This is a genomic window from Pseudomonas sp. NPDC087803 (genome assembly GCF_044742995.1).
In the GTDB taxonomy this organism is placed as follows: domain Bacteria; phylum Pseudomonadota; class Gammaproteobacteria; order Pseudomonadales; family Pseudomonadaceae; genus Aquipseudomonas.
Window position 1 is genome coordinate 13,666 of the sequence record NZ_JBIUVO010000050.1, and the last position, 23,780, is coordinate 37,445.

General features: G+C 62.3%; 14 protein-coding genes and 1 pseudogene. 5 read left to right on the forward strand and 10 right to left on the reverse strand.

The window, feature by feature from the left end:
• Positions 1-220 precede the first annotated feature (220 nt).
• Complete coding sequence (locus ACIOUG_RS20485; RefSeq protein ID WP_401068223.1) at positions 221-1,858, forward strand: 5-guanidino-2-oxopentanoate decarboxylase; 1,638 nt, start codon at positions 221-223, stop codon at positions 1,856-1,858.
• Positions 1,858-3,306, forward strand: a complete 1,449-nt coding sequence (locus ACIOUG_RS20490; RefSeq protein ID WP_401068251.1) for an aldehyde dehydrogenase family protein — start codon at positions 1,858-1,860, stop codon at positions 3,304-3,306. Before ACIOUG_RS20485 ends, ACIOUG_RS20490 begins: the two co-directional genes overlap by 1 nt.
• Positions 3,307-3,441: 135 nt before the next feature.
• Here ACIOUG_RS20490 and ACIOUG_RS20495 read toward each other — a convergent pair whose 3' ends face one another.
• Complete coding sequence (locus ACIOUG_RS20495; RefSeq protein WP_401068226.1) at positions 3,442-4,371, reverse strand: AraC family transcriptional regulator N-terminal domain-containing protein; 930 nt, start codon at positions 4,369-4,371, stop codon at positions 3,442-3,444.
• Between the two features lie 430 nt (positions 4,372-4,801).
• Here ACIOUG_RS20495 and ACIOUG_RS20500 point away from each other — a divergent pair, with 430 nt between their 5' ends.
• A complete protein-coding gene (locus ACIOUG_RS20500; protein WP_003227631.1) occupies positions 4,802-5,155 on the forward strand; it encodes an antibiotic biosynthesis monooxygenase family protein in 354 nt (117 codons plus the stop codon).
• 43 nt (positions 5,156-5,198) lie between these two features.
• The gene (locus tag ACIOUG_RS20505; RefSeq protein ID WP_401068229.1) at positions 5,199-5,441 is read left to right on the forward strand and encodes a hypothetical protein; all 243 of its coding nucleotides are present in this window, start codon (positions 5,199-5,201) and stop codon (positions 5,439-5,441) included.
• 6 nt (positions 5,442-5,447) lie between these two features.
• On the opposite strand, the gene ACIOUG_RS20510 is transcribed toward ACIOUG_RS20505, so the two are convergent.
• Entirely contained in the window at positions 5,448-6,077 is a 630-nt protein-coding gene (locus tag ACIOUG_RS20510) for a flavin reductase family protein (protein WP_401068230.1), read from the reverse strand.
• Between the two features lie 254 nt (positions 6,078-6,331).
• Entirely contained in the window at positions 6,332-6,565 is a 234-nt protein-coding gene (locus ACIOUG_RS20515) for a hypothetical protein (RefSeq protein WP_401068232.1), read from the reverse strand.
• A gap of 237 nt (positions 6,566-6,802) precedes the next feature.
• Here ACIOUG_RS20515 and ACIOUG_RS20520 point away from each other — a divergent pair.
• A pseudogene (locus tag ACIOUG_RS20520) lies at positions 6,803-7,153 on the forward strand (hypothetical protein); the annotation flags it as partial.
• Positions 7,154-7,283: 130 nt separating this feature from the next.
• Here ACIOUG_RS20520 and ACIOUG_RS20525 read toward each other — a convergent pair.
• The 7 genes from ACIOUG_RS20525 to ACIOUG_RS20555 all read right to left on the reverse strand — a co-directional run.
• Positions 7,284-8,603, reverse strand: coding sequence for an MFS transporter (locus ACIOUG_RS20525; protein WP_401068233.1), 1,320 nt, complete (start codon positions 8,601-8,603; stop codon positions 7,284-7,286).
• Positions 8,604-8,992: 389 nt separating this feature from the next.
• The gene (locus ACIOUG_RS20530; protein ID WP_401068236.1) at positions 8,993-10,324 is read right to left on the reverse strand and encodes a sigma-54-dependent transcriptional regulator; all 1,332 of its coding nucleotides are present in this window, start codon (positions 10,322-10,324) and stop codon (positions 8,993-8,995) included.
• A complete protein-coding gene (locus ACIOUG_RS20535) occupies positions 10,324-12,084 on the reverse strand; it encodes an ATP-binding protein (protein WP_401068239.1) in 1,761 nt (586 codons plus the stop codon). The genes ACIOUG_RS20530 and ACIOUG_RS20535 overlap by 1 nt, the downstream gene beginning before the upstream one ends.
• 78 nt (positions 12,085-12,162) lie before the next feature.
• Positions 12,163-15,003, reverse strand: a complete 2,841-nt coding sequence (locus tag ACIOUG_RS20540) for an RHS repeat-associated core domain-containing protein (protein WP_401068242.1) — start codon at positions 15,001-15,003, stop codon at positions 12,163-12,165.
• Positions 15,004-15,031: 28 nt separating this feature from the next.
• Positions 15,032-17,794: an RHS repeat-associated core domain-containing protein gene (locus tag ACIOUG_RS20545; protein ID WP_401068244.1), complete on the reverse strand. Its 2,763-nt coding sequence runs from the start codon at positions 17,792-17,794 to the stop codon at positions 15,032-15,034.
• On the reverse strand, positions 17,794-22,335 hold the full coding sequence (locus tag ACIOUG_RS20550) for a SpvB/TcaC N-terminal domain-containing protein (protein ID WP_401068246.1): 4,542 nt from the start codon (positions 22,333-22,335) through the stop codon (positions 17,794-17,796). The genes ACIOUG_RS20545 and ACIOUG_RS20550 overlap by 1 nt, the downstream gene beginning before the upstream one ends.
• Positions 22,336-22,648: 313 nt before the next feature.
• The coding region (locus ACIOUG_RS20555) for a FumA C-terminus/TtdB family hydratase beta subunit (protein WP_401068248.1) at positions 22,649-23,780 on the reverse strand (1,132 nt) is incomplete at its 5' end.

The window sequence follows — 23,780 nt, forward strand, 5'->3', positions numbered from 1 at the left end:
AGGTATGACGTGAGGACATGGCTAGTATGACTTTTAATCGATTGTTGCCGCTACCGGCCACCCGTTCAATGAGCCCATTGAAGGGCCCTTTGTAGGAGTGAGCCTGCTCGCGATAGCGGTGTGTCAGTCACCGTAATGTTGAATGTGAAGACGCCATCGCGAGCAGGCTCACTCCTACACAAAGGCCTTGTGTCTCAAATGAACAAGAAGGGCAATCGGCATGGCGACGTGTGGCGAAGTACTGGTCAAGTTACTCGAGGATTACCGGGTCGAGCAGGTGTTCGGCATTCCCGGGGTGCACACCGTGGAGCTGTATCGCGGGCTGGCCCGTTCGAGCATCAACCACGTCACCCCACGGCATGAACAGGGCGCCGGTTTCATGGCCGACGGCTACGCGCGCACCAGCGGCAAACCGGGTGTGTGCTTCATCATCACCGGCCCGGGCATGACCAACATCACCACGGCGATGGGCCAGGCGTACGCCGACTCGATCCCGATGCTGGTGATTTCCAGCGTGCAGAGCCGCAGCCAGTTGGGCGGCGGTCGCGGCAAGCTTCACGAGTTGCCGAACCAGAGCGCACTGGTCGCAGGCGTCGCGGCGTTCTCCCATACCCTGATGTCGGCGGCGGAGTTGCCGGGTGTGCTGGCCCGCGCCTTCGCGCTGTTCCAGGCCGGGCGTCCGCGTCCGGTGCATATCGAGATTCCGCTGGACGTGCTGGTGGAGGAAGCCGACGAACTGCTGGCGAGTGTCCCGGTGAATATCGACCGTGCCGGTGCGGCACCGAGTGCCGTCAGCCGCATGACTGAGCTGCTGGCCAACGCCAAGCGTCCGCTGATTCTCGCCGGTGGCGGCGCCATTGATGCTGCCGCCGAACTTACGCAACTGGCCGAACGGCTCGACGCACCGGTGGCGCTGACCATCAACGCCAAGGGCATGTTGCCGTCCAGCCATCCGTTGCTGATCGGCTCGACGCAAAGCCTGGTCGCCACCCGTGCACTGGTGGCCGATGCCGATGTGGTGCTGGCGATCGGTACCGAACTGGCGGAGACCGATTACGACGTGACCTTCGCCGGTGGTTTCGAGATCCCCGGCAAGTTGCTGCGCATCGACATCGACGCCGACCAGACCGTGCGCAACTATCCGCCGCACGTCGCGTTGGTCGCCGACTCGCGCAACGCCGCGCAGGCGCTGCTCGCTGCGCTGGCGCAAGAAAAACTCGCCGCACGCAGCAACGATTGGGGCCAGGTTCGCGCCGCCCGATTGCGTGCTGATCTGGCCGCGAACTGGGATGCGCCAACACTGGCCCAGACGCGCTTCCTCGAAACCGTCCTGCACGAATTGCCGGATGCGGTGTTCGTCGGCGACTCCACACAACCGGTGTACACCGGCAACCTCACCTTCAACCCGGAACGGCCACGGCGCTGGTTCAATTCGTCCACCGGTTACGGCACCCTCGGTTATGCCTTGCCGGCGGCGATCGGCGCATGGCTCGGTGGCAGGGTCGAAGGCGGCGCCCGCCCGCCAGTGGTGTGCCTGATCGGCGACGGCGGCTTGCAGTTCACCCTGCCGGAACTGGCCAGCGCAGTTGAAGCGCGCACGCCGGTGATCGTCCTGCTGTGGAATAACCAGGGTTACGAAGAGATCAAAAAATACATGGTCAACCGCGCCATCGAACCGGTCGGCGTCGACATTTACACCCCGGATTTCATCGGCGTCGCCAAGGCCCTGGGCTGCGCCGCCGAAGCGATCAGCTCGGTTGAACAGTTGCGTGGTGCGCTGCGTGCCGCCACTGATCGTCAGGGCCCGACCCTGATTGAAATTGACCAGACTCAGTGGATGCAGGCGGTGGCCCAATGATCAATTTCCCAACCACACTCGATGGCCTGTACATCAACGGCCAATGGTCTGCCGGTCGCGAACATCTGCGGGTGATCAACCCGGCCACCGAAGCGCTGCTGACCACGGTCAATGGCGGCGATGAAAGCGCGGTCGATCTGGCCGTCAGTGCAGCCACTGAAGCGTTCAAGAGCTGGTCGAAAATCAGCGGTGCCGAGCGCGGCGCGATCCTGCGCAACATCGCCAACGGCGTGCGCAACGGTCGCGATCACCTGATGAAGCTGCAGTCGAGCAACAACGGCAAACCGCAATTCGAAGCAGCCATCGACGTCGATGACGTGATCGCCACCTTCGAGTATTACGCCGAACTCGCCGAAGGTCTCGATGCGCAACAGGACTGCAACGTGGCGCTGCCCAGCGACGACTTCAGCGCGCGTCTGCGGCGTGAGCCGTGCGGTGTGGTCGGGCTGATCGTGCCGTGGAATTTCCCGATGGTCACCACCGCGTGGAAACTCGCGCCAGCGCTGGCCGCCGGTTGCTGCGTGGTGCTCAAGCCCTCGGAAGTCACGCCGCTGCCGGAGCTGGAACTGGCGGCGATCATCGCCGAATCCGGTCTGCCCAACGGCGTATTCAACCTGGTGTGTGGCACCGGTCTGGCGGTCGGTGCACCGCTGTCGGCGGATCCGCGCCTCGCCAAGATTTCCTTCACCGGCAGCAACGCGGTCGGCGTGCAGGTGATGCAGCGCGCCGCCGAAACCGTGAAGGGCGTGAGTCTGGAACTGGGTGGCAAATCGTCGCTGCTGGTGCTGGCCGATGCCGATCTGGAGCAGGCGGTGGAGCTGGCCTGTGGCGGCGGCTTTTTCAATGCCGGGCAGATGTGTTCGGCCACCAGTCGGGTGCTGGTCGCCGATGAGCTGGCCGATGAATTCCTCAGCCGCTTGCAGGCCCGTGCGGAAAAAATCCGTGTGGCCGATCCGTTTGACCCGGACGTGGAGATGGGCGCGCTGGTCAATCAGGCGCAGTACCAGCGCGTGCTCGGGCACATCGACCGTGGCTTGAGTGCCGGTGCGAAGCTGGTGTGCGGTGGCAATCGTCCGGCGCATCTGCCGCGCGGGTATTTTCTGCAACCGACGGTATTCACCGAAGTCCCGCTGGACAGTGCGTTGTGGTGTGAAGAGATCTTTGGCCCGGTGCTCTGCGTGCGCAGCTTCTCTTCAGAAGCCGAGGCGATTGCCTTGGCCAACGACAGCCAGTTCGGGCTGGTCGCCAGTGTGGTAACCCGTGATGCCGAGGCGGCGGATCGGGTGGCGAATGCCTTGCAGGCGGGGCTGGTGTGGATCAATGCGCCGCAGGTGATCTTCCCGCAGACGGCGTGGGGTGGCTACAAGCAGAGCAGCATCGGCCGCGAACTGGGGCCATGGGGGTTGGCCGCGTTTCAGGAGATCAAGCATGTAGTGCGGGCGGTCTGACCACGGCGCTTTATTGGTAGGACTGGCCTCTTCGCGAGCAAGCTCGCTGCCACATTGGAATTGTGTTCACACGCATTCTCCGGTGGCAGCGGGCTTGCTCGCGAAAGCGTCAGCCGCAGCAGGGCAGATTGCGGATCAGACCGACTGCCGCAACCGCGCCAGATCCCGCAACGGCGGCGCACCAAACAAGCGGCTGTACTCGCGGCTGAACTGCGACGGGCTTTCATACCCCACTCGATAGCCCGCCGCCGACGCTTCCAGCCCTTCGGCCAGCATCAGGCGTCGCGCCTCTTGCAGGCGCAATTGCTTCTGGTACTGCAACGGACTCATCGCCGTCATCGCCTTGAAGCGATGGTGCAGGGTCGAGACGCTGAGGTTCACTTCTTTCGCCAGATCATCAATGCGCAGCGGCTGCTCGAAGTTGCCGTTGAGCCATTTGATCGCCTGGCTGATGCGGTGGCTCTGGCTGTTGGCAATCGCGATTTCATACAGACGATGGCCCTGCGGACTGCGCAGCAGGCGATAGAGAATCTCCCGGCGAATCAGTGGCGCGAGCATGGCGATGTCTTTCGGCGCATCGAGCAGGCGCGCCAGCCGCAGCACCGCGTCAAGCATCGCGCTGTCGATCTTTTCCACATACAGACCACGCCCGGTCGGCCGGGTCGGCACGCCCATCGGGCCGGCGTCGGCGATCAGTGCGGTGATTTCCGCCGGGTCGATATCGAGGCGCACGGCGAGGATCGGATCCTCGGGCGAGACATTCACCACCCGCCCGCTGAGCGGCATCGAAACCGAGACCACCAGGTAATTCAACGGATCGTAATTGAAGTACTCATCCGCCAGGCGCACCTCTTTGCGACCCTGGGCCATGATGCACAGCGCCGGTTGCGCGAGCACCGGGGCGAAGTCGTGGGATTGGGTATGGCGCGACATGAACAACGAGCCGATGGCGGTCGCATAACTGCCGTCGTCGGTGGTGTTGCGACGGATGATCGCCGCGAGTTCTGCGCGCTGTTTTTCCATGTCGGCATCGGGCGGAGACTGGAAACGATCGAATGACGTCATGCACGGCGTCCTCGGCAAGGGATCTGGAATGGGGCAAAGCATATGTTTGTGCAAGCGCGAGCGGTAGACACATCCTGTCAAATGCTTGCCTGATTCTGCATTGGCTGCTTTTTCGCGTCGGCCATCAGCCCGCGACAGCCACCTTACCCCTTGCGGCGAATACCCCTGTAGGAGCTGCCGAAGGCTGCGATCTTTTGATTTTAAAAACAAAAGTCAAAAGATCGCAGCCTTCGGCAGCTCCTACACAAAAGCGTTGTGACAGTGGTGTGACAGGTTTCTACCCACCGACGCCGGGCTTATGTGCAGTCTCGCAGGATTGTGCAACGCAGCGGCAGGAATCGACTAACGGCGCCTTGCGCGCGGCCCTTAACCTTGGATCCTGTCGCAGCCCGTCCCCCGGCTGCCACGCGACTCCCTGGGAGGGTTGAACATGTCCAAGCAGATTCCCGTCAGTCATATGGCCTTCGTTCGAGCGCGCGCCGGACGCTCCGCCGAACTCGGTGTACGCCTCAGTGCCTTGATCGAACCGTCGCGCGCCGCCCCCGGTTGCCTGAGCTTTGCCCTGCAGCATTCGCAATGCGATCCGGAGTTGTGGCTGGTCTCCGGTTTCTGGAGTCATCAACAGGCGATGACCGCGTATTTCAACAGCCCGTCGATGCAGATCTTTGCCGAATTGGTCCAGGACCTGGTGGTCAACAGCCTGGATTTCCACACCTTCAAAGAGGTGTCGGCGGCGCAGGCGCTCGGACAATGCCCGGCACCGATACACAAACTCGCCGGTTGAGGGTTTAATGTCCGGCTTATTGGTCTGAGCCAGGATGTGTGCCATGGCACGTAAAGAGTTTGAATACTTCGAAGCAGTCTCCGCAGTCGTCCCCGTCGAGTTGGGCGGCAACAAGGGTTATCACGCGGCAATCGCGGTCAAGGCCCTGGTCGATGGCGGTGCGCCACGCTTCCACAAACTGCTGGGTGATCAGGTGTTCCCCGGCGCCATTGCTGCCGATGACGCGGCGACCCAGGAGCTGAAACGTCTGCAGGGCGTCACTGATGACGCCGAGCTGATCTGGTAACTGCGTTTATTGGACCGCACCCGGTCGCCACATCTTGAACAGGGCCTCTGGCCCCAACTGGAAATAATCCGCCGGCCCGCCGCCGCGCAGAATCGGTTCTGCCGCGGCGGTGTCGTAGATCCCGTCCTTCAACAGCCACTTGGCGATATGCACGGCGACCACTTCGCCGAGAATCAGCCAGCTCGGCACGGTTTCGCCATCAGCGCGCTGCAACTGAATGATCTGCGTGACCTTGCACTCGAAGGACACCGGGCTTTCGGCCACCCGTGGCACCGCTATCACCTTCGATGCCACTGGCGTCAGTCCGGCCAATTCAAACTCGTTGACCTCAGGCGCAACCATCGCGCAGCTCTGGTTCATCTGCTCGGCCAGCGGGCGGGTGGCGAGGTTCCAGGCGAACTCGCCGGTCTGCTCGATGTTGTTCAGGCTGTCTTTGCGCCCGACGCTGGAAAACCCAATGATCGGCGGAATGTAGTTGAACGCGTTGAAGAAACTGTAGGGCGCCAGATTCAGCTGACCGTGGGCATCCTGCGAAGAAATCCAGCCAATGGGGCGTGGGCCGACGATGGCGTTGAACGGATCGTGGGGCAGGCCGTGGCCGTTGGCAGGTTCGTAGAAATGGATGTCATCGGACATGGTGAATGAATTCCTGAGGCTGCGTTTCGGATGCAGCCATAGTGCAAGGACGCAACGCGTATTTCCAGTCAAACGCTGATCCCCATGTAGGAGCTGCCGCAGGCTGCGATCTTTTGATTTTGTTTTTTAAGATCAAGATCAAAAGATCGCAGCCTGCGGCAGCTCCTACAGGGGATTTGGGTGATTTGAGAATTTTGATACCCCAGAAATGACTAAGCCCGGCCGAAGCCGGGCTGTGGAAGGACAGCAGATACTTAGCTGATGGCAGCAGCGGTACCGGTCTTGTCGAAGCCATCGGCCGCCACGGTTTTGCCGATGTTGGTTTTATCGAAGCCATCCGCAGCGTAAGTGCCCGAGTGGCTGGTTTCGATGGCGGCGCTGGCGCCGGAAATGAAGTCGGCCGTTTTGGTTTTATCCGAGCCATCGGCTGCGAAGGTGTTGGCGGCCAATACGGACAGGGTCAGGGCGAGGATCAGTTTGGTTTTCATCTCAGGTACTCCAGATAGGTTGGCGATGTGTCTTGTTTGGATTGAATGCTACGCCAACTAAATTGATTAAAAAGCGCAAATTAATGCTGAAACCGATCAATTAAGTAGATATTAAGGGCGGCGCATTCAGTCGCTTGCAGATTCTGCAGCGAACGCCGCGCAGGTCATTGATCAGGTATGTGCAGGATGCAAGGGCAGCATTAATGGGGGATTAATCGCTGTTTTTCGCGGTGACCCTGGGACAACACCTTGGGCACGGCGCTCGGCGACTACCTGGCGGATGATTCGGGCCTGGGTTTTGCCGGTGGTGCGTTGCTGATCGGCTCGACCATTGCTGTGGTGGTCGCGCTCAAATATTTGACGAAGATGTCGACGGTGCTGCTGTTCTGGGTGGCGTTCGTCCTGACCCGACCGTTCGGTGCGACCCTGGGCGATCTGATGACCAAGTCCCATGAAAAGGGCGGCCTGGACTTCGGCACCATCGGCTCGTCGGCGGTGCTGGCGGGGATTCTGCCGGTGATGATTGTCGGTGCGTCGTATGCGCAGAAGCGTTATGGCCAGCCAACGGTAGTTGCTGAATTGTCCTGATACCGAGTCGCCCCAATCGCGAGCAGGCTCACTCCTACAAAGGGCGGCGTACACCAATCAATGTAGGAGTGAGCCTGCTCGCGATGAGGCCATAACAGCCACCATCACAATGGCTGAACTGACTCATTCCTCAGTCAGTCACGATCCGCGAGTGTTTCTGCGTGTCTTTCATGGTGATGTACACCAGCAGCGATACCGCGATGCACGCGGTCACGTACCAGTAGTAACCGGTTTCCATGCCGATGCTCTTGAACCACAGCGCGATGTATTCGGCGGTACCGCCGAAGATCGACACGGTCAGTGCATACGGCAGGCCGACGCCCAGTGCGCGGATTTCGGTCGGGAACAGCTCGGCTTTCACCACGGCGTTGATCGAGGTGTAGCCGCTGACGATGATCAGCGCCGCCATGATCAGGAAGAACGCGCCCCACCAGGTCTGGATGGTGTGCAGGGTCATCAGGATCGGCACGGTGAAGATCGTACCGAGCACGCCGAAGGCGATCAGGATCGGACGCCGACCGATCTTGTCCGAGAGGCCACCGATGATCGGTTGCAGGCACATGAACAGGAACAGCGTGGCGGCGGAAATGGTGGTCGAGTCGGAAATGCTCATGCCGACGGTGTTCACCAGGTATTTCTGCATGTAGGTGGTGTAGGTGTAGAACGCCAGCGTACCGCCCATGGTCAGGCCGACCACGGTCAGCAGTTCTTTCGGGTGGCGCATCAAGGTGCGCATCGCGCTTTCCTTGGACTTTTCTTTCTTGGTGAACGACTCGGTTTCTTCCATGCCGCGACGCAGGTACAGCGCAACGACTGCGCAGAGCGCGCCGATGGCGAACGGGATACGCCAGCCCCACGCGTACAGCTGCTCGGTGGTCAGCATGTTCTGCAGCACGATCAGCACGCCCAGCGCGATGAGCTGGCCGGAGATCAGGGTCACGTACTGGAAGCTGGAGAAGAAACCGCGACGTTCCCTGGTCGCCATCTCCGACAGGTAGGTGGCCGAGGTGCCGTACTCGCCGCCGACCGACAGGCCTTGCAGCAAACGGGCGAACACCAGCAGGATCGGCGCGCCGATACCGATGGTTTCGTAGTTCGGGCTGAGGGCGATCAGCAAGGAGCCGAAGCACATCAGGTAGACCGAGGCCATCAAGGCTTTCTTGCGCCCGACCTTGTCGGCATAGAGGCCCATCAGCCAGCCACCGATCGGACGCATCAGGAAGCCCACGGCGAAGATCGCGGCGGTGTTCATCAGTTGCGCAGTGGTGGAACCGGCGGGGAAGAAGGTCTTGGCGAAGTACAGCGAGAAGGCGGCGTAGACGTACCAGTCGTACCACTCGACCATGTTGCCGACCGAGCCGCTGAAGATCGACTTGATCCGGCTGGCGGTGGTTCTTTGTTTGGCGGGCGCGGCAGCCGACCCAAGGGGCAGGGCGTTGGAGTTATCCATTGAAGGATCCTTCGTTTAATTGTTTTTGTGGAGCGCGTAGAAACGCAGCCTGCCGGGGCTATAGCAGGAGCTGTGCCAACGGGGAGAGGGGCGGTTTAGAGGGGTAGGCGGGATTTGATGAGCGGAAATCCGCTTATGTCTGGACTGCAGTGAGCGGAAAATTGCTCATTCAGGCTGATGGATCATCGTTGGCTGTGCCGGCCTCTTCGCGGGCAAGCCCGCTCCCACAGGTTTCTCGAGTGTTCACAAATTCTGTGTTCGGCACAAACCCCCTGTGGGAGCAAGCCCGCTCCCACAGGTTTCTCGAGTGTTCACAAATTCTGTGTTCAGCACAAAACCCTGTGGGAGCGGGCTTGCTCGCGAAGAGGCCCGATCAAACACTGCAGAACTCAGCTGCCCGGAACAAACATCTCCCGGCTCAACCCATGCCGCTGCAGCTTTTCATTGAAGGTCCGGCGCGGCAGCTGCAACTCTTCCAGCACCGCTTTCACATCACCCTTGTGCCGGGTCAGCGCCGCGCGCAGGCACTGCGCTTCAAACGCTTCCTGCTGCGCGGCCAGTGACTGGCCCGGGTCGATGCCTTGCACCGGCTCATCCAGCCCCAGCACCTGCCGCTCGGCGACGTTCGCCAGTTCACGCACGTTGCCCGGCCAGTCGTGGCTGAGCAGGTGACTCAATTGCGCCCCGGTGAGCGGCGGCAGGGTGCGGCCCAGACGCTGGGCGGCGCTGAAGGCGAACGATTCGAACAGCAGCGGAATGTCTTCGCGCCGATCACGCAGCGGTGGCAGGCGCAGTTCGGCGACGTTCAGGCGATACGCCAGGTCTTCGCGAAAACGTCCGGCCCGGGCCTCATCCAGCAGATCAGGTTTGGTCGCGGCAACGATCCGCAGATCGACGTGAATGCTCTGGTTCGAACCCAGGCGTTCCAGCTTCTGTTCCTGCAACACCCGCAGCAGTTTCACCTGCTGGGCCAGCGGCATGCTTTCGATTTCATCGAGAAACAGCGTGCCGCCGTCGGCGTATTCGAGCTTGCCGATGCGCTTGCCGGAAGCCCCGGTGAAGGCGCCACTTTCATGACCGAACAACTCGGCCTCGAACAACTGCTCGGGGATCGCCGCGCAGTTCAGCGCCACGAAGGGCTTGTCGGCGCGCGGGCCGAAATCATGCAGGCAGCGGGCGATCAGTTCCTTGCCGCTGCCGGTTTCGCCGCGAATCAACACGTTGACCGGCAACGCCGCCAGATCCAGCACCTGCCGACGCAGGGTCTGCATGCCACGGGACACCCCGAGCAGCGTCGCATCGAGTCTGGCGCGGTGGTCGGCCTGCTCGTGCAGGGCACGGTTTTCCAGAACCAGCCGCCGCTTGTCGAGCGCCCGGCGCAGGCTGCCGAGCAGGGTTTCCGGGCTGAACGGTTTTTCCAGAAAGTCGTAGGCGCCGTCACGCATCGCTTCGACCGCCATCGGCACATCGCCGTGACCAGTCAGCAGTATCACCGGCAGATCGGCGTCGCGGCGCTGCACTTCGGCCAGCAACTCCAGCCCACTGAGCCCGGGCATGCGCACATCGCTGAGGATTACCCCGGGGAAGTGCGCCGGCAGCGCGGCGAGGCAATCTTCGGCGCGGCTGAACAACTGCACGGCGAACCCCGACAGGCTCAGCCATTGCTCGACAGCATTGCGAATGCTGCTCTCGTCATCCACCACCATCACTGAGTTGAGCATCAGATGTGCGCCTCCAGATCAATCGGCAGGGTCAGGCTGAACACCGCGCCGGACTGGCCATTCTCCACGCTCAGGCGGCCACCGGATTCATGCACGATGGCAAAGGATACCGCCAGCCCCAGCCCCAGTCCGTCACCCACCGGTTTGGTGGTGAAGAACGGATCGAATACCTGGTTCAAGTGCTGTTCGGCAATCCCGCCGCCATTGTCGATCACGCTCAGGCGCCACAGTTGTTCATCGACCTCGAGGCGGATTTCCAGGCGCTTGCACGGCTTGTCCTGCATCGCATCGAGGGCATTGCGCAGCAGGTTGATCAACACCTGTTCGAGGCGGATCGCATCGCCACGCACCCACGCCGGACGCGTCAGGTGCAGCACCAGACTGACCTGTTCGTCGCGCAGGCGCGCATCGAGCAGTTGCAGCGCCTGATCGACCACGGTCGCCAGATCCAGCCGTTCGCGCAGGCCGCTGGGGCTCTTGCGGGCGAAGGTTTTCAGGTGGCCGGTGAGCGACGCCATGCGCGTGAGCATGTCGTCCACCGGTTTGAGCGCCTTGTACGCATCATCGACACGGCCATGCTCGAGCAGCAAGCGCAGCGTCGCCAGCTGCATGCGTTGCGCGGTCAGTGGTTGATTGATTTCGTGGGCCAGTGCGGCGGACATCTGCCCCAGCGCGGCGAGCTTGGCCGATTGCACCAGACCGTCCTGCGCGGTGCGCAGATCGCGGGTGCGCTCTTCGACCAGTTGTTCGAGTTCTTCGCGGTTGCGCTGGCGGATTTTCGACAGGCGCCAGCGCTGATTGAGGAACAGCAACAGAAACACCAGCGCCAGCCACACCCCGGCAGCGGCCAGCCCGGCATTGCGCAAGTCTTCGAAGGCCACTTGCGGGCGGCGTAACAGGTGCAGGGTCCAGCCTTCGGTGGCCAGCGGCAGCGATTCCCACAGGTAGTCCGCCGTTCCGTCCGGGCCTTCGACCCGGCGCAGGTCGCTGTTGTCGTCGAAGTGGCGCAGGGACAGGTGCGTCAATGGCAGCAGCGATTGTTTGTCGTACTGCCGCGTGCGCTTGATCTCGGCCATGTCGCGGCTGTCCAGCGGCCGCAACGAGCGATAGCGCCAGCCGGGCTGGTTGGCGATGAAGATGATCCCGCGCGCATCGCTGACCAGCAGCGTGTCGCTGCCCTGGCTCCATTCGCGCTCAAGCTCGGGGAACTCCAGCTTGACCACCATCGCCCCGAGGAATTCGGCGTTGTCGCCGAGCACCGCGCTGGACAGAAAGTAACCGGGGATGCCGCTGGTCACGCCCACCGCATAGAAGCGCCCGCTGCCTTGAGTGCGGGTCTGGCTGAAGTACGGACGAAACCCGTAATTGTGGCCGACATAGCTGCTGGGCAGGCGCCAGTTGCTGGCGGCCACGGCGAGGCCGCTGTGATCGAGCAGTTCGAGGGTCGAGGACTGTGCCGCGCCGTTGATCTGCTCCAGTTTCAGATTCAGCGCGTGCTGTTGCTCGGCACTCACCGGTCCGGCCAGCGCGCTGCGCAATTGCGGGTCCAGCGCGAGCACGGCGGGCAGGGCGCGATAGCGGTCAATCAGGGTGTGCAGCGAATTGGCGTACAGCGTTAACTGCTGGCTGGCGCGGGCGGCGTCCTCTTCCAGCGCCTGACGTTCGGCGTGGCGGATGGCAAGGGTCGCGGCAATGGCCGCACCGGCAATGATCAGCAGGGTGTACAACGACAGACGCAAGATACGGGAAGTCGGCAGCATGCTGGGCTAATGGATAAGGGGACGGGCGGGCACGATAGCATGGGGCTGCGGATCCTTCTCGCTTCACGCGTCAGTGGATCAGACCGTGCTGAAATGATGCGATTTTGAACGCAGCATCGTTCGCGTGTAATCCAGTTCGTTGATCACGGCCGCCGTGGCTTGCCACAGACTTTGCGGTGTGTCGCCTTCGATTGTGCCAAATAGTCCGACCGTGTTTATGGCGCTGACGCCAGTGGCCTCAAAGGCGTTTTCGATGGCGAGCATGTTGGCGGACAAATAGTCGATCAGCCCGCTCACGTGGGCGATGCCCTTAGCAACCTTTTCAGGCGTGAGGTCATGGCTGGCACCGATGATTTCGTTGGCTATTTCAATGGCCCCCAACGCTGCATTCGCTGTAGCACTGATTTCGGAGGCGGCTTGCGGCAGCATTTCCTTGGCACCGGCGCCGATCAGGGTGGAAGCGACTTCCTTGGAACCCTTGAGCACTCCCTTCTGCGTATCGGGGATCATTTTTGCGTATTTTTGCTGCAGGTAATTGATCGGGGCCATGGTTTTGTATTCGGCTTTCTCGACAATCTTCGCGCTGGAGATGCGGCTGGCCTTGAATTTGATCGAGGCGCCGACGCCAGTGCGCTCTGCGGCGTAATCCCATAGTCCACTGATCGCTTTTTTCGCGCCAATGCCCATCGCGACGCCCACCACATTCCCCGCGCCCGGAGCGACGGCGCCCAGCGCCTGACTGCCAATGCCGACCAGAATGCCGCCGCCGTAGGCGACCAGTTGGCCTGCCACATACACACCGGTACGGCGCGCGACGGAACCGGCAAATTGCCCGGTCGAGCGCTGATTGAGCACTTGTTGCTGGGCATCCCGAGCACGGCGCGATGACAGGGCAAGAATGTTCTGGTGGCGAATGACCAGGCGTGACAGGTTCTCCCTGTCCCGGGTGCGCTGCCTTCTCTCGGCGATCTGCGCTTTCCTCTGATTGTACTGATCGCCGGTTCCGATACCCAGGAAGTCATCCAGCCCCTGGCCATCGGTGTCGATGTAACCGACCGGGTTGTTGGCGACAAAGGCATAGAGATTCAGCCCGTCGATATCTCCCGCCGGATCGGCGCTGATCCAGCGTTGCAACCAGGGTGCATAGTAGCGGGCGCCATAGTAGTAGAGGCCACTAACGTCCATTTCTCGGCCCGAATAGCGCAGGGTTTTATAGCTCGCTTCCAGCGCCGAACGGGCAGCCCACCAGGCTGTGCCGCCAAACGCGTAATAGTGCTCCAGGCTGATCACACCCGCATGGCGATCCAGTTCCAGCGCGCAGGAGCCGAGGTGGTCGTCGAGGCTGTAACGCATCTGATCGTCCTCGATGGCTGCCGGCCGACCGCTGAGCCAGTGCAGGCAACGCGCGCCCGGCAGGGCGATGACATGCAACTGCTGACCATCGCTGCGGGTGTGGATTTCCAGGCCCGGCAGGTAACGTACCTCGCGGCGATGGGTGATCGACGGCGTGTGGCTCAGCGCGCATTTGTAGACACGCTCACCCTGGCTGTAGCGGTAGATTTCTTCGTCGTCGGGCAAGCCATTGGCGTGTTGCAGCAGGGTGGCACGGGCCAGTTGATCGTAACTGTCCCACTCCAGAGGCAGGGCGCCGGGTTGCAGTTTCAACTGATTGCCATGGTGGTCGAAGTGATCGCTGAACACCGGGTCGGGGTCAGCGGTTTTCCAGCGCAGCCCCCGATTGCTGTTCGGGTCGATCTTCATCTGTTGGCAGAAGTTGTGGCCTTCGCGCACGTGTACAAGTTCGACGAGGTTGTGGCCCGCGTCGTAATGATAATGCTCGGTGTAGTTGAAGCGCCGTCCGGGGTCGATGGGCTCGATCAGTTGCGGCAAGCCTGGCGACTGTTGCGGGATCTGGCCTTCGAAGCCGCGACTTTCGATCAGCCGATACAACGAGTCGTAGACGAAGTGGCGATTGCCATCGACGCGCTGATTGGCGAAATACACCGTCTCCAGGGTGTGGTCTTCGATGCGTAAGATATTGCCGACCGGGTCGTAGGTGTATTGCAGATCCTGCAGCGGTTTTTCCTGGTCTTTGCCTGCCAGCAGGTGCAGCAGGCGGCCGTCGGCGGGATCGTAGACGCGGCGACTGCGAACGCCATTGCCGGCCAGTTGTTCGAGTGGTCGACCGGAAGCGTCGTACGTGACTGCGTCTACCACCCTTTGCGCGGCGTTCGCTCCGGTAATCCATAGCGATGCTTGATGCAACTGTCCGGCGACGTCGTAGCGTGAGCATTGTCGATGACCGCCGGCATCGGTGAGCTGCAAGACGTTGCCGTGCGCGTCGAACGCCATTCGGGTGATGAACGCGTTGGGCTCGCCGGCCAGGGTGCAGGCTTCGCTGAGTGCCTGGCCGCCCAGACTGTAGCTGTCGATGAGCACCGTGGCGCCGGGGTCCGAGCGCTCGCTCAGTTCACCCCGCAAGTTATGTTCGGGGGCCGCGTTGTGGTCGGCATAGGTGTAGCGCTCGACATCGGCTTGCGCATTTTCGGCAACGGCAATCAACCGCAGCCTCGGGTCGTAATCGTAACGCCAGCGGTTGCCGCGTTGATCGTGGCGTTGCCGCAGCTCATTCGCCAGACCGGGCAGGCTGATGCGCCAGCCGGCATCCACGCTGTCGACTTTCAGCGCCATACCGCTCAAGCCGTACACGGTGCTCAGACCGGCGCTGGCGGCTGTGTCGAACAGGCGTGGGTCCCACTGTTCGATCAGTCGTCCGGCCGGGTCATGCCGTTGCCGACTGATGAGGGTTTGCTGCGGCTGGCCGTCATCGGCTCGCAGATAATCGACCTGACGCACTGTCAGGCCACGTCCATCAGTGACTGTCAGCTGTGGGGTGCGCCAGTGAATGTTGCGCTTCATGATCAAGGGTCGCCCGCTGGTGTCAGGGTCATGGCCGGCTCCCGGAACCGGCACGGTAGCGTTCACGGATGGCGGGGACTTTTTCCCGGTACATGCTCAGGAACTCGCGAGCGATTGCGATACTTTCTCGGGCGCGGCCTGTCTGGCGTGTGAGGTCTGCCTGACGTACGGTTCTGGCTTGTGTCGTGCCGACACGGTTGAGGGCCAGATCGAACAGGTAGTCACGCGTGTGGTGGCGCTCATCGTAAAATTCGCTGATACCCAGTTCGGCGAACGCTGCGTTGTTCGCCGCCGACAGTTGCGTAACCAGCGTATCGAGCTCATCCAGGGTGTTGTGGATTTTCCCCAGTTTCATCGATGACAGACCTTCCTCCGCTTCCTGGGCCTGCTGGGCGATGCTGCCCATGGCCATGGCTTCGCCAACCCCGGGCACGTAGGCGCCGACAACTTTGCTGATGCTGTCCACCGCCAGTTGCTGCAGGCCTTCGCGGCTGCGTACGTCATATTTGTCGCGGGGCGGAAGCAACGGCGCAGGCAGCCCGACAGCCTGAACGGCATCCCGGTTGAAGGTGGAGGTTTGCGGGACAATCGGGGTATTCAACGCCATTCTTTCTACCAGCGTATCGAACGTCGCGACGCTTTTGTCGGCCACCTGGTTGCCCTGCGTCAGCCCGATCAGATCGCCGGATAGCTGCGGCAGTGCTTCGGCGGCAAACGAGGCGGCATTGAACGAAGTGAACCAGCCAGTGGCGGCGCTGCCGATTTGATAGAGCGTGTTTTTTGCCAGCGTCCGGCGCCATTGCCCGGGGTGTTGCAGGTCGATGAGTTGCCCCTGCAGCGTCTGCATCCGGCTGTCGATGGCGGACAGTTGCTCAGCGTTCCCGCTGATCAGGCGCTTGAGTTGCTGGGGCGAGCGGTTGTAGCCGCCGTCATCGAAATAGCCGATCGGGTTGTTGCCGACAAACGCGTACAGATTCAGGCCGTCAATGTCGCCCCCCGGATCAGCGCTGATCCAACGCTGCAGCCACGGCGCGTAATAGCGTGCGCCGTAGTAGTACAGGCCGCTGACATCCATTTCCTTGCCCGAATAACGCAAGGTCTTGTACTCGACCTCTACGGCCGAGCTCGCGCTCATCCACGCGGTGGCGCCAAACGGGTAATAACCTTCGTGACTGATCAGGCGTGCCTGCCGGTCCAGTTCCATCACGCATGAACCCAAGTGATCGTCGAGGGTGTAGCGCAACTGGTCGGCGGCAATGCCGGGCGGTTTGCCGCTCAGCCAATGCAGGCAACTGACGTGGCTCGAGCCTGTGGCGAGGTCGATTACGTGTAACTCTTCACCGTTGTCCTTGCTGCGGATTTCCAGCCCGGGCAGATAACACACCTCGTGAAAGTGCTGACTGGAACCGGCGTAGGTTTCATGGCGTTTGTAGACGCGCACGCCCTGGCTGTAGTGATAAGACTCGGCGTCATCAAGAGCGTTTGCGCGGTTGATCAGGGTCACTGCCGCCAGTTGATCGCGGGCATTCCACTGCAACGCCTGTCCCGGTTGCAGAGTCGCGAGGTTGCCATGGCGATCGAACAACCGGTCGAAATCCGGTTCGGGATCACCTTCGTTCCAGCGCACGCCACGGTTGCTGGCAGGGTCGATACGCATTTGCCGGGTATGGCTGGCGCCGTCGCGTACGTGACACAGTTGGGTCAGGTTGTCGCCGTGATCGTAGCGGTAGGTCTGCAGGTAATTGCGCCGGTCGTTGGGATCGCTCGGCTGCGGTCGGCCGGGAAGGTCGCTGGGGGCGGCGTCGTCGTAGCCGCTGGCGCTGATCAGTCGATACAGCGAGTCGTAGCTGAACGCACGTTCGCCGTCGACCCGCTGGTTGGCGAAATGACTGGGGATGAAAACGTGATCGAGGATGCGTGTCGGGTTGCCGACCGGATCGTACTCATAGCTGAAGTCTTGCAGCGGCGGTTCCGCACCTTTCTGCGCCCATTGCCGCTCCAGGCGGCCGCTGGCCGGCTCATAGGACCAGTAACTGCCGACGCCGTTGCCGGCCTGCTGCGCGATGATCTGTCCGGCGGCGTTGAACTGTGCGTCGAGCAACACCGTTTGCCATTCGCTGTGCCCGGCCACCAGCAGTTGCAGATGCTTGAGCTGGCCGGCGAGGTCGTAGCGCGATTGCTGGCGGTGGCCGCCGGCGTCGGTCTGTTCCAGCACCGCGCCCAGCGGACTGAAACGGCGCTGCGTGACAAACACCCGGGCGTCGGCAAAGCGGCGGCTTTCGCGCTGCGCCTGACCGGCCAGGCTGTAGCTGTCCAGGCGCAGGCTGCCGGACGCATCCTGTTGCTCCAGCAGGCGGCCGCGCTGGTTGTGATCGGCCGAAGCGCTGGCGTCGGCATAGCTGAAGGTCTCGCAGGTAGGGTCGGCGCTGTTGCTGATCGCCACCACGCGCAGTCGTTCATCGTATTGGCTGCGCCAGTGCACGCCGCGGGCATCCCAACGCTGCAAGGTTTGTCCGGCCAACCCGGGCAGGCTCAGGCGCCAGCCGCCATCGACGCTGCGGGTCTTCAGTGGCTGGCCGTTGAGGTCGTACAGGCTGGCGACACTCGGGTCAGTCAGACGCGGGTCGAACCGCGCCAGCAGGCGGCCGGCGTTGTCGTACTGCTGGCGCGTCAACAGGGCCACGGCGAGCTCGGCGGCATGCGTACGCAGGTAGGCAATCTGGCGCAGGGGCAAGCCGCGACTGTCGATCGCGATCAGCGCCGGTGTACGTCGATGCGGATTGGCGCTCATCACTGCAACGTCCGTGGTGAGGCCGGCGAGCGCACTTGAACAGACTCGTCCGTGTCGTTGAAGTCTTCGCTGGCATGGAACCACGGATGATAGTTCTCGCGGGAAAAATAGCCCTTGGCGTTGATCAGCTTGATCGCGCGGCCGAGCGGGTCATAGAACAGCTGGTCGAAGTAGCCGTGCTGGCGCAGGGATTGATCATTGACATAGCCATGGCTGTCGGCAAAAAACGGCCGGAACTGCCGCACCGCCAACCCTTTGTTGTTGTACTCGACCCGTGCGCTGACCCGCCAGCGCGAATCAGTGTGTTGCTCGCGCAATTGCCCTTGATCGACGATCAGCGATCCGTCCGCAGCCACCGCATAGGCGATTCCGGGCTCTACCCTTTGCAGGGTTTGCAGGGGGCGGCCAAAGCCGTCCACGTAGCTGATGGTGATCTGCACCAATGCCGCCACCGGATCATCCGGGTAACGGTCGGCGTTGAATACCGCGCTGTGCACCGGTTTGCGTGCAACCCTGGTAATGAGTTTGCGCAGCGCGAGTTCTGCCGGCGTCGGCGCCTTCAGTTGCGCCAGCCGGCGACGCGCGCTGGCGCGAATGTGCAGGCTCGGCAACACATCGCCGCTGGCCTGCCACTGCGCCAGCAGGTCCGGCGTGGCGTTGACCACGGACGGCAGCTGTCCCATCCAGCTGAACAAATCCTTGCGCAAGGTACTCGCGGCTTGTTGCACCGCCGCCGCCGGGTCGGCGATGGCTGAATCTGGCGTCAGGTCCACCGGGCGCACGTATTCGCTGAGCGGGCGGAAACCGGCGGCGACCGCGTTTTCGGTGCCGTGGAAACTGCTGGCCAACGGTTGGCCGGAAGGCTCGTAGAGCGCTTCCTGAATATTCTCGTTGGCGTCGATGATGCGCAGCGGCGCCAGGGCGTGGTAGTCGTATTCGCAGCGGGTGATGCAGCCATCGGGCAGTTCGACGCTTTTGATCAGCAGGCGATATTCGTCGTACTGCGCCTTGGTCCAGCCGTGGCTCAGGGTTTCGCGGTATTCATCAACCAGGAAGAAATCGTCGGGGCTAGCGTATTTCGCATAGTTGTAATGCACGGACCAGAGGTTCTGTGGATCCGCGTTTGCAGGCGGTTCTTCGAACAGCAACGGCATGGCGGTGTAACCGATGTTCTGCAACTCGACCCGGATATCGAACGGCGGCGGCAGGCTGGCGTAGGCGTCGAGCGCGGTCTGGTCAAGCTGGGCCAGTTCCATCGGCCCGGCCAGCGCTTCGAAGTCGGCTGCACCGTCGGGCAACAGGCTGCCGCCCTCGGTCTTGAGATAGCGTTGCACGGTTTGCCCGGTTAGCACCCTGAGCGCGTTCCATTGCGGCGAATCCTGATGCGCCTTGAGTAATTCCCACGACACCTCTTGCGGGGTGAGGCCCGAGGGCAGCGAGCCTTTGGGCAGTATCAGCGCATTGCTGCGTTGCTGAAAGGGCAGGCCGAGGTGCCACTCTTGCAACTTCTCGTGCAGATCTATCGTGCGCGCGCGCGTTTCGCTGAGATAAAAACACTGCTGTGCCGGGTCGTGCGCGTCGCGCCACCACTGTTGTTCATCGAGGTCGTCGAAGGGCGGGGCATCGGCGGCGGTGCGCCGTCGCGCGTAGCTGACGGTCAGGCTGTGGGTGGCGTGGCCGAACTGGCTGCTGTTGAGCAGCACTTCATGCCGGCATAACGGGTCATCCATGAAACCATCGTACTGATAGCTGATTTTTTCCAGCAGCAGTGGCAGCAGCACGCTGGCCGGTTCGTGCCGGCCTTCGGGCTGCACGTCACGCACCCGATAACGAAACTCCTCAACCGCGAACAGCCGTGTGCTGGCCGGGTCGTCGCTGCCGGCCCAGGTTTCGCTGCGAGCCACGGAGCCCACCAGCGCCCGAGCGATCTTGTAGCGTGTCGCCTCGTCGGCTGGCGTCAGCGACTCATCGCACTCATCACTCGGGTGATAGCGGCTGAAGAGCGTTGGCTGCAACGCGTGCGCCTCGGCATCGGCGTCGAAGTAGCCGGATCTTGGCCGGTCCATGGCTTGCCCGGTGAGGAACCAGGTCAAGACCCGCACCGGTGCCGTGAAGCCGATGTCGTCATCGCCGCTGGCACTTTCGCTGTCGGTCTGTTGCAGATGACCGAAGCCGCGAAATTCGCGCTCGATGCTGTCGTAGACGCCCTCGCGAAAACTGCATGACTGCGTCAGGCAGTTGCCGGTGATTTCGTCCAGCTGGCGCTGCTGGCTGACGACCTGCACCGCGAACGGTAAATGGCAGACCGGTGCTTCGGCGGGATGCTCGATCAGCCACTGCTGTTTTTCGTCCAGCCATTCCTGGGCGGAGCTGCGATACACCACCTGCGTGGCGCAACCCATGTTGTTGTTGCTTGCCGTCAGCAGGTAGGGCCTGGCCGCGACAAAGTCGTAGCGCCAGTGCTGCGGGGACATGTGCGGCACGCTCAGCAGCAGGCTGGCACAACCCAGGCCTTGCAGGTCGGCGAAATTGACCTGGCACAGACGGTCATAACGCACATCCTGCGGCCACGGCACGAAGACCGGCGTCTGCTCCAGCCCGTTGCCCCCACGGTTGAGGTAAATCTCGAACCCGTTGGATTTCAGGTAAAACAGGGCCGGCGCGCCGGAGCCGTCGATGTCGGCGATGCGCACCTGCTCGGTGTTGAACTCGGCGTAGTTGAAGGGCAGTGCGCTGATCACCCGGCCTTTGCCGAAATGGCCATGCCCCAGGTTGGGCCAGCATTTGATCTGGTTGTGCCGGATCCGGCACAGCTCGCTCATGTCACTGCCAAGCATGTTGCCCAGAAACACCAGCTCGGTGGATGAGTTGCCGAACAGCGGCAGGCAATCGTCATCGTCTTCGCGAGGAACGTCTTCGGCGCTGGCAAAACCGTCCTCACGGCGATTGGCATACAGGCGCACCGCGCGCGGGCCGATCAGCGCCAGTGAGGCGAGGCCATCGCCCGCCAGATCACCCAGTAGCGCAAGGGCGTGAAAAAACTCCAGCGGCATCCCGGTAAACGGCAGGAACGGCGCCCAGCTGCGGTCGGCGTTCAATGTGCGATAACCGCTGATGCCGGGCTGGGCGACGATCCAGTCGAGCCGCCCGTCGCCGGTCAGGTCGAGCAATATCTGCCGGGCGTCGCTGTTGCGACTGGCCACCGGGATCTGTTCCAGCAACGTCCAGGGGCCATAGGTGATGGCGTCCGGGCTCGATGCTGCGCGCAGTGGTTCACGGTAATACCAGCCTTGATCGTAATGGCAGAGGAAGCCCGGCACGCCCTCGCCGTACAGGTCGGCGCACAGGTAAGACTGCCCGTCCTCGAGGGCTGGCATGGTGTCTTCGGCGAACAGCCGTGTGGGGGTTTTGTTGATCTCGAAGAGCGAATAATCAAATTCCACCGGCGGTGTCGTTTCCACTGCGCCGCTGGCATCGAAGGCCTGATAATGCGCGGCGGTGATGCGGTTGTAGGTCCAGGGCGCGGATTCGGACGGATACTCCAGCAACAGCCGCCGCACCAGCAGCGGATCTTCTGCGGCAGGTCGCGAGAAGTTGTGGAACATCAAAATCTGCCGGCACAGCCGTCGGGTGCCCAGTTCGAAACCCTGACCGGAGCTGGAGAACGGGTCCTGGCGTTGCAGCCACGGCGTCAGGCTGGCGCCACCGTACACGGGCGCCTGCGTCAGTTCACGGGTGCGCTCGCCGTAGTCGAACAACAGGTGGAAATGCCAATCGAGTTCGGCTGGATCTTCCACGGTCCAGCTGTACAAGTGCTGGCTGGCGCTGGCATTGCCGTAGAACACCGCGCGCAGGTAACGCTGAGCGCGGTATTGGTGAATCGGCTCGGCGTCCTGATCATCGGCGAGGTAGTCGAAGCAGATGTGCTCGCCACGCGGGTTCATGCTCTCGCACAGCAGCCAATGGCTGACCCGCCGCGCATCGTCCGGATCGGCCCGGCGCGAGGCGCTGGTCTTGCCGTACACCTGCAAAGAGCCGTCAGCGCCGTGAATCAGCCAGAACGGCGGCTCCTCCGGGTCATCGGCCAGGGTGACGCGCTGCCAGCGTTCACGCAGGGCGAAATCGCTCTCGACCCGTGGCCAGTAGCGCACCACGCGGTGCTCACCGACCGCAATGGTGTTGTAGGTTGTTTCCAGACGCGACTTCGGTACGCCGTGGTCGTCCAGTTCCGGCAGCCACACTTCACCGTCGCTGCCGATGATTTCATCGAGATCGGTATAGCGCGGCACGCCTTTGTGGGTGCGCCGGCTGATCTGCCCGATGCCCAGGCTCCAGCCGACGCCGAACGGGCCGTTGCCGGCCTGGCTGCTGTAAGTCAGGGACAGCTGCGGATCCCAGCCGCGTCCGGCGGACAGCGGCAGCGGCAGATCGAACGAAGCCGCACCGGTCGGGCCGACCGCGCCCCAGCTTTTGCCGATCGTGGTGATCGACGCGCTGCTGGCGATGGACGGGGTGATGATGCTCAGCTGTTGATCGGCCATGATCGCTATCCAGTGGCCACGTGAAAGACGTGGGTGGACAGACGCTAGCAAGACGCGGGTCACTCGTAACCTGTCAGATCTGACAGGTGCTAAAAGGCTATCAATGTGCAGGTGTTGCCAACAGCACAAGATCGCAGCCTTCGGCAGCTCCTACAGGGGCTGTAGTGTAGGAGCTGACGAGTGCAACGAGGCTGCGATCTTTTGCACTTGAGGGCAAGGATCGCAGCCTGCGCAGCTCGTGCAGGGAAGTGTGGGTATAAAAAAGGCCGGCCCGTCGTGTGACGGGCCGGCCTTGTTCATGGCGGCGAAGCGCTTACTGCACTTCTACCGCCAGGCTTTCGGCGATCTTCTGTTGCCAGATCGCCGGGCCGGTGATGTGCACCGACTCACCGTTGCTGTCCACCGCGACGGTGACCGGCATGTCCTTGACCTCGAACTCGTAGATCGCTTCCATGCCCAGCTCGGCGAACGCCAGCACCTTGGACTTCTTGATGGCCTGGGCCACCAGGTAAGCGGCGCCGCCCACGGCCATCAGGTACACGGCTTTGTTGTCCTTGATCGCTTCGATCGCGGTCGGACCACGCTCGGACTTGCCGATCATGCCCAGCAGACCGGTCTGCTCGAGGATCTGACGGGTGAACTTGTCCATCCGCGTCGCGGTCGTCGGACCTGCCGGGCCCACGACTTCGTCACCGACCGGATCAACCGGGCCGACGTAGTAGATGAAGCGACCTTTCAGATCCACCGGCAGGGTTTCACCCTTGTTCAGCATCTCGACCATGCGCTTGTGCGCCGCGTCGCGACCGGTGAGCATCTTGCCGTTGAGCAGGACGGTTTCGCCCGGTTTCCAGCTCTGCACTTCTTCCGGAGTCAGGCTGTCGAGGTTGACGCGACGCGCCGAGGGGCCGGCTTCCCAGACGATTTCCGGGTAGGCGTCCAGCGATGGCGCTTCCAGCGAGGCCGGGCCGGAACCGTCGAGCACGAAGTGTGCGTGACGGGTCGCGGCGCAGTTCGGGATCATGCACACCGGCAGGGAAGCGGCGTGGGTCGGGTAGTCCATGATCTTCACGTCGAGCACGGTGGTCAGGCCACCGAGGCCCTGGGCACCGATACCCAGCTGGTTGACCTTGTCGAACAGCTCCAGACGGATCTCTTCGATGCGGTTCTGCGGGCCACGGGCTTTCAGTTCGTGAATGTCGATGGACTCCATCAACACTTCCTTGGCCATGACCGCGGCTTTCTCGGCGGTGCCGCCGATGCCGATGCCGAGCATGCCCGGTGGGCACCAGCCGGCGCCCATGGTCGGAACGGTCTTGAGCACCCAGTCAACGATCGAGTCGGACGGGTTGAGCATGGCCATTTTCGACTTGTTCTCGGAACCGCCGCCCTTGGCCGCCACGTCCACTTCCACGGTGTTGCCCGGGAGGATGGCGTAGGGGATGACC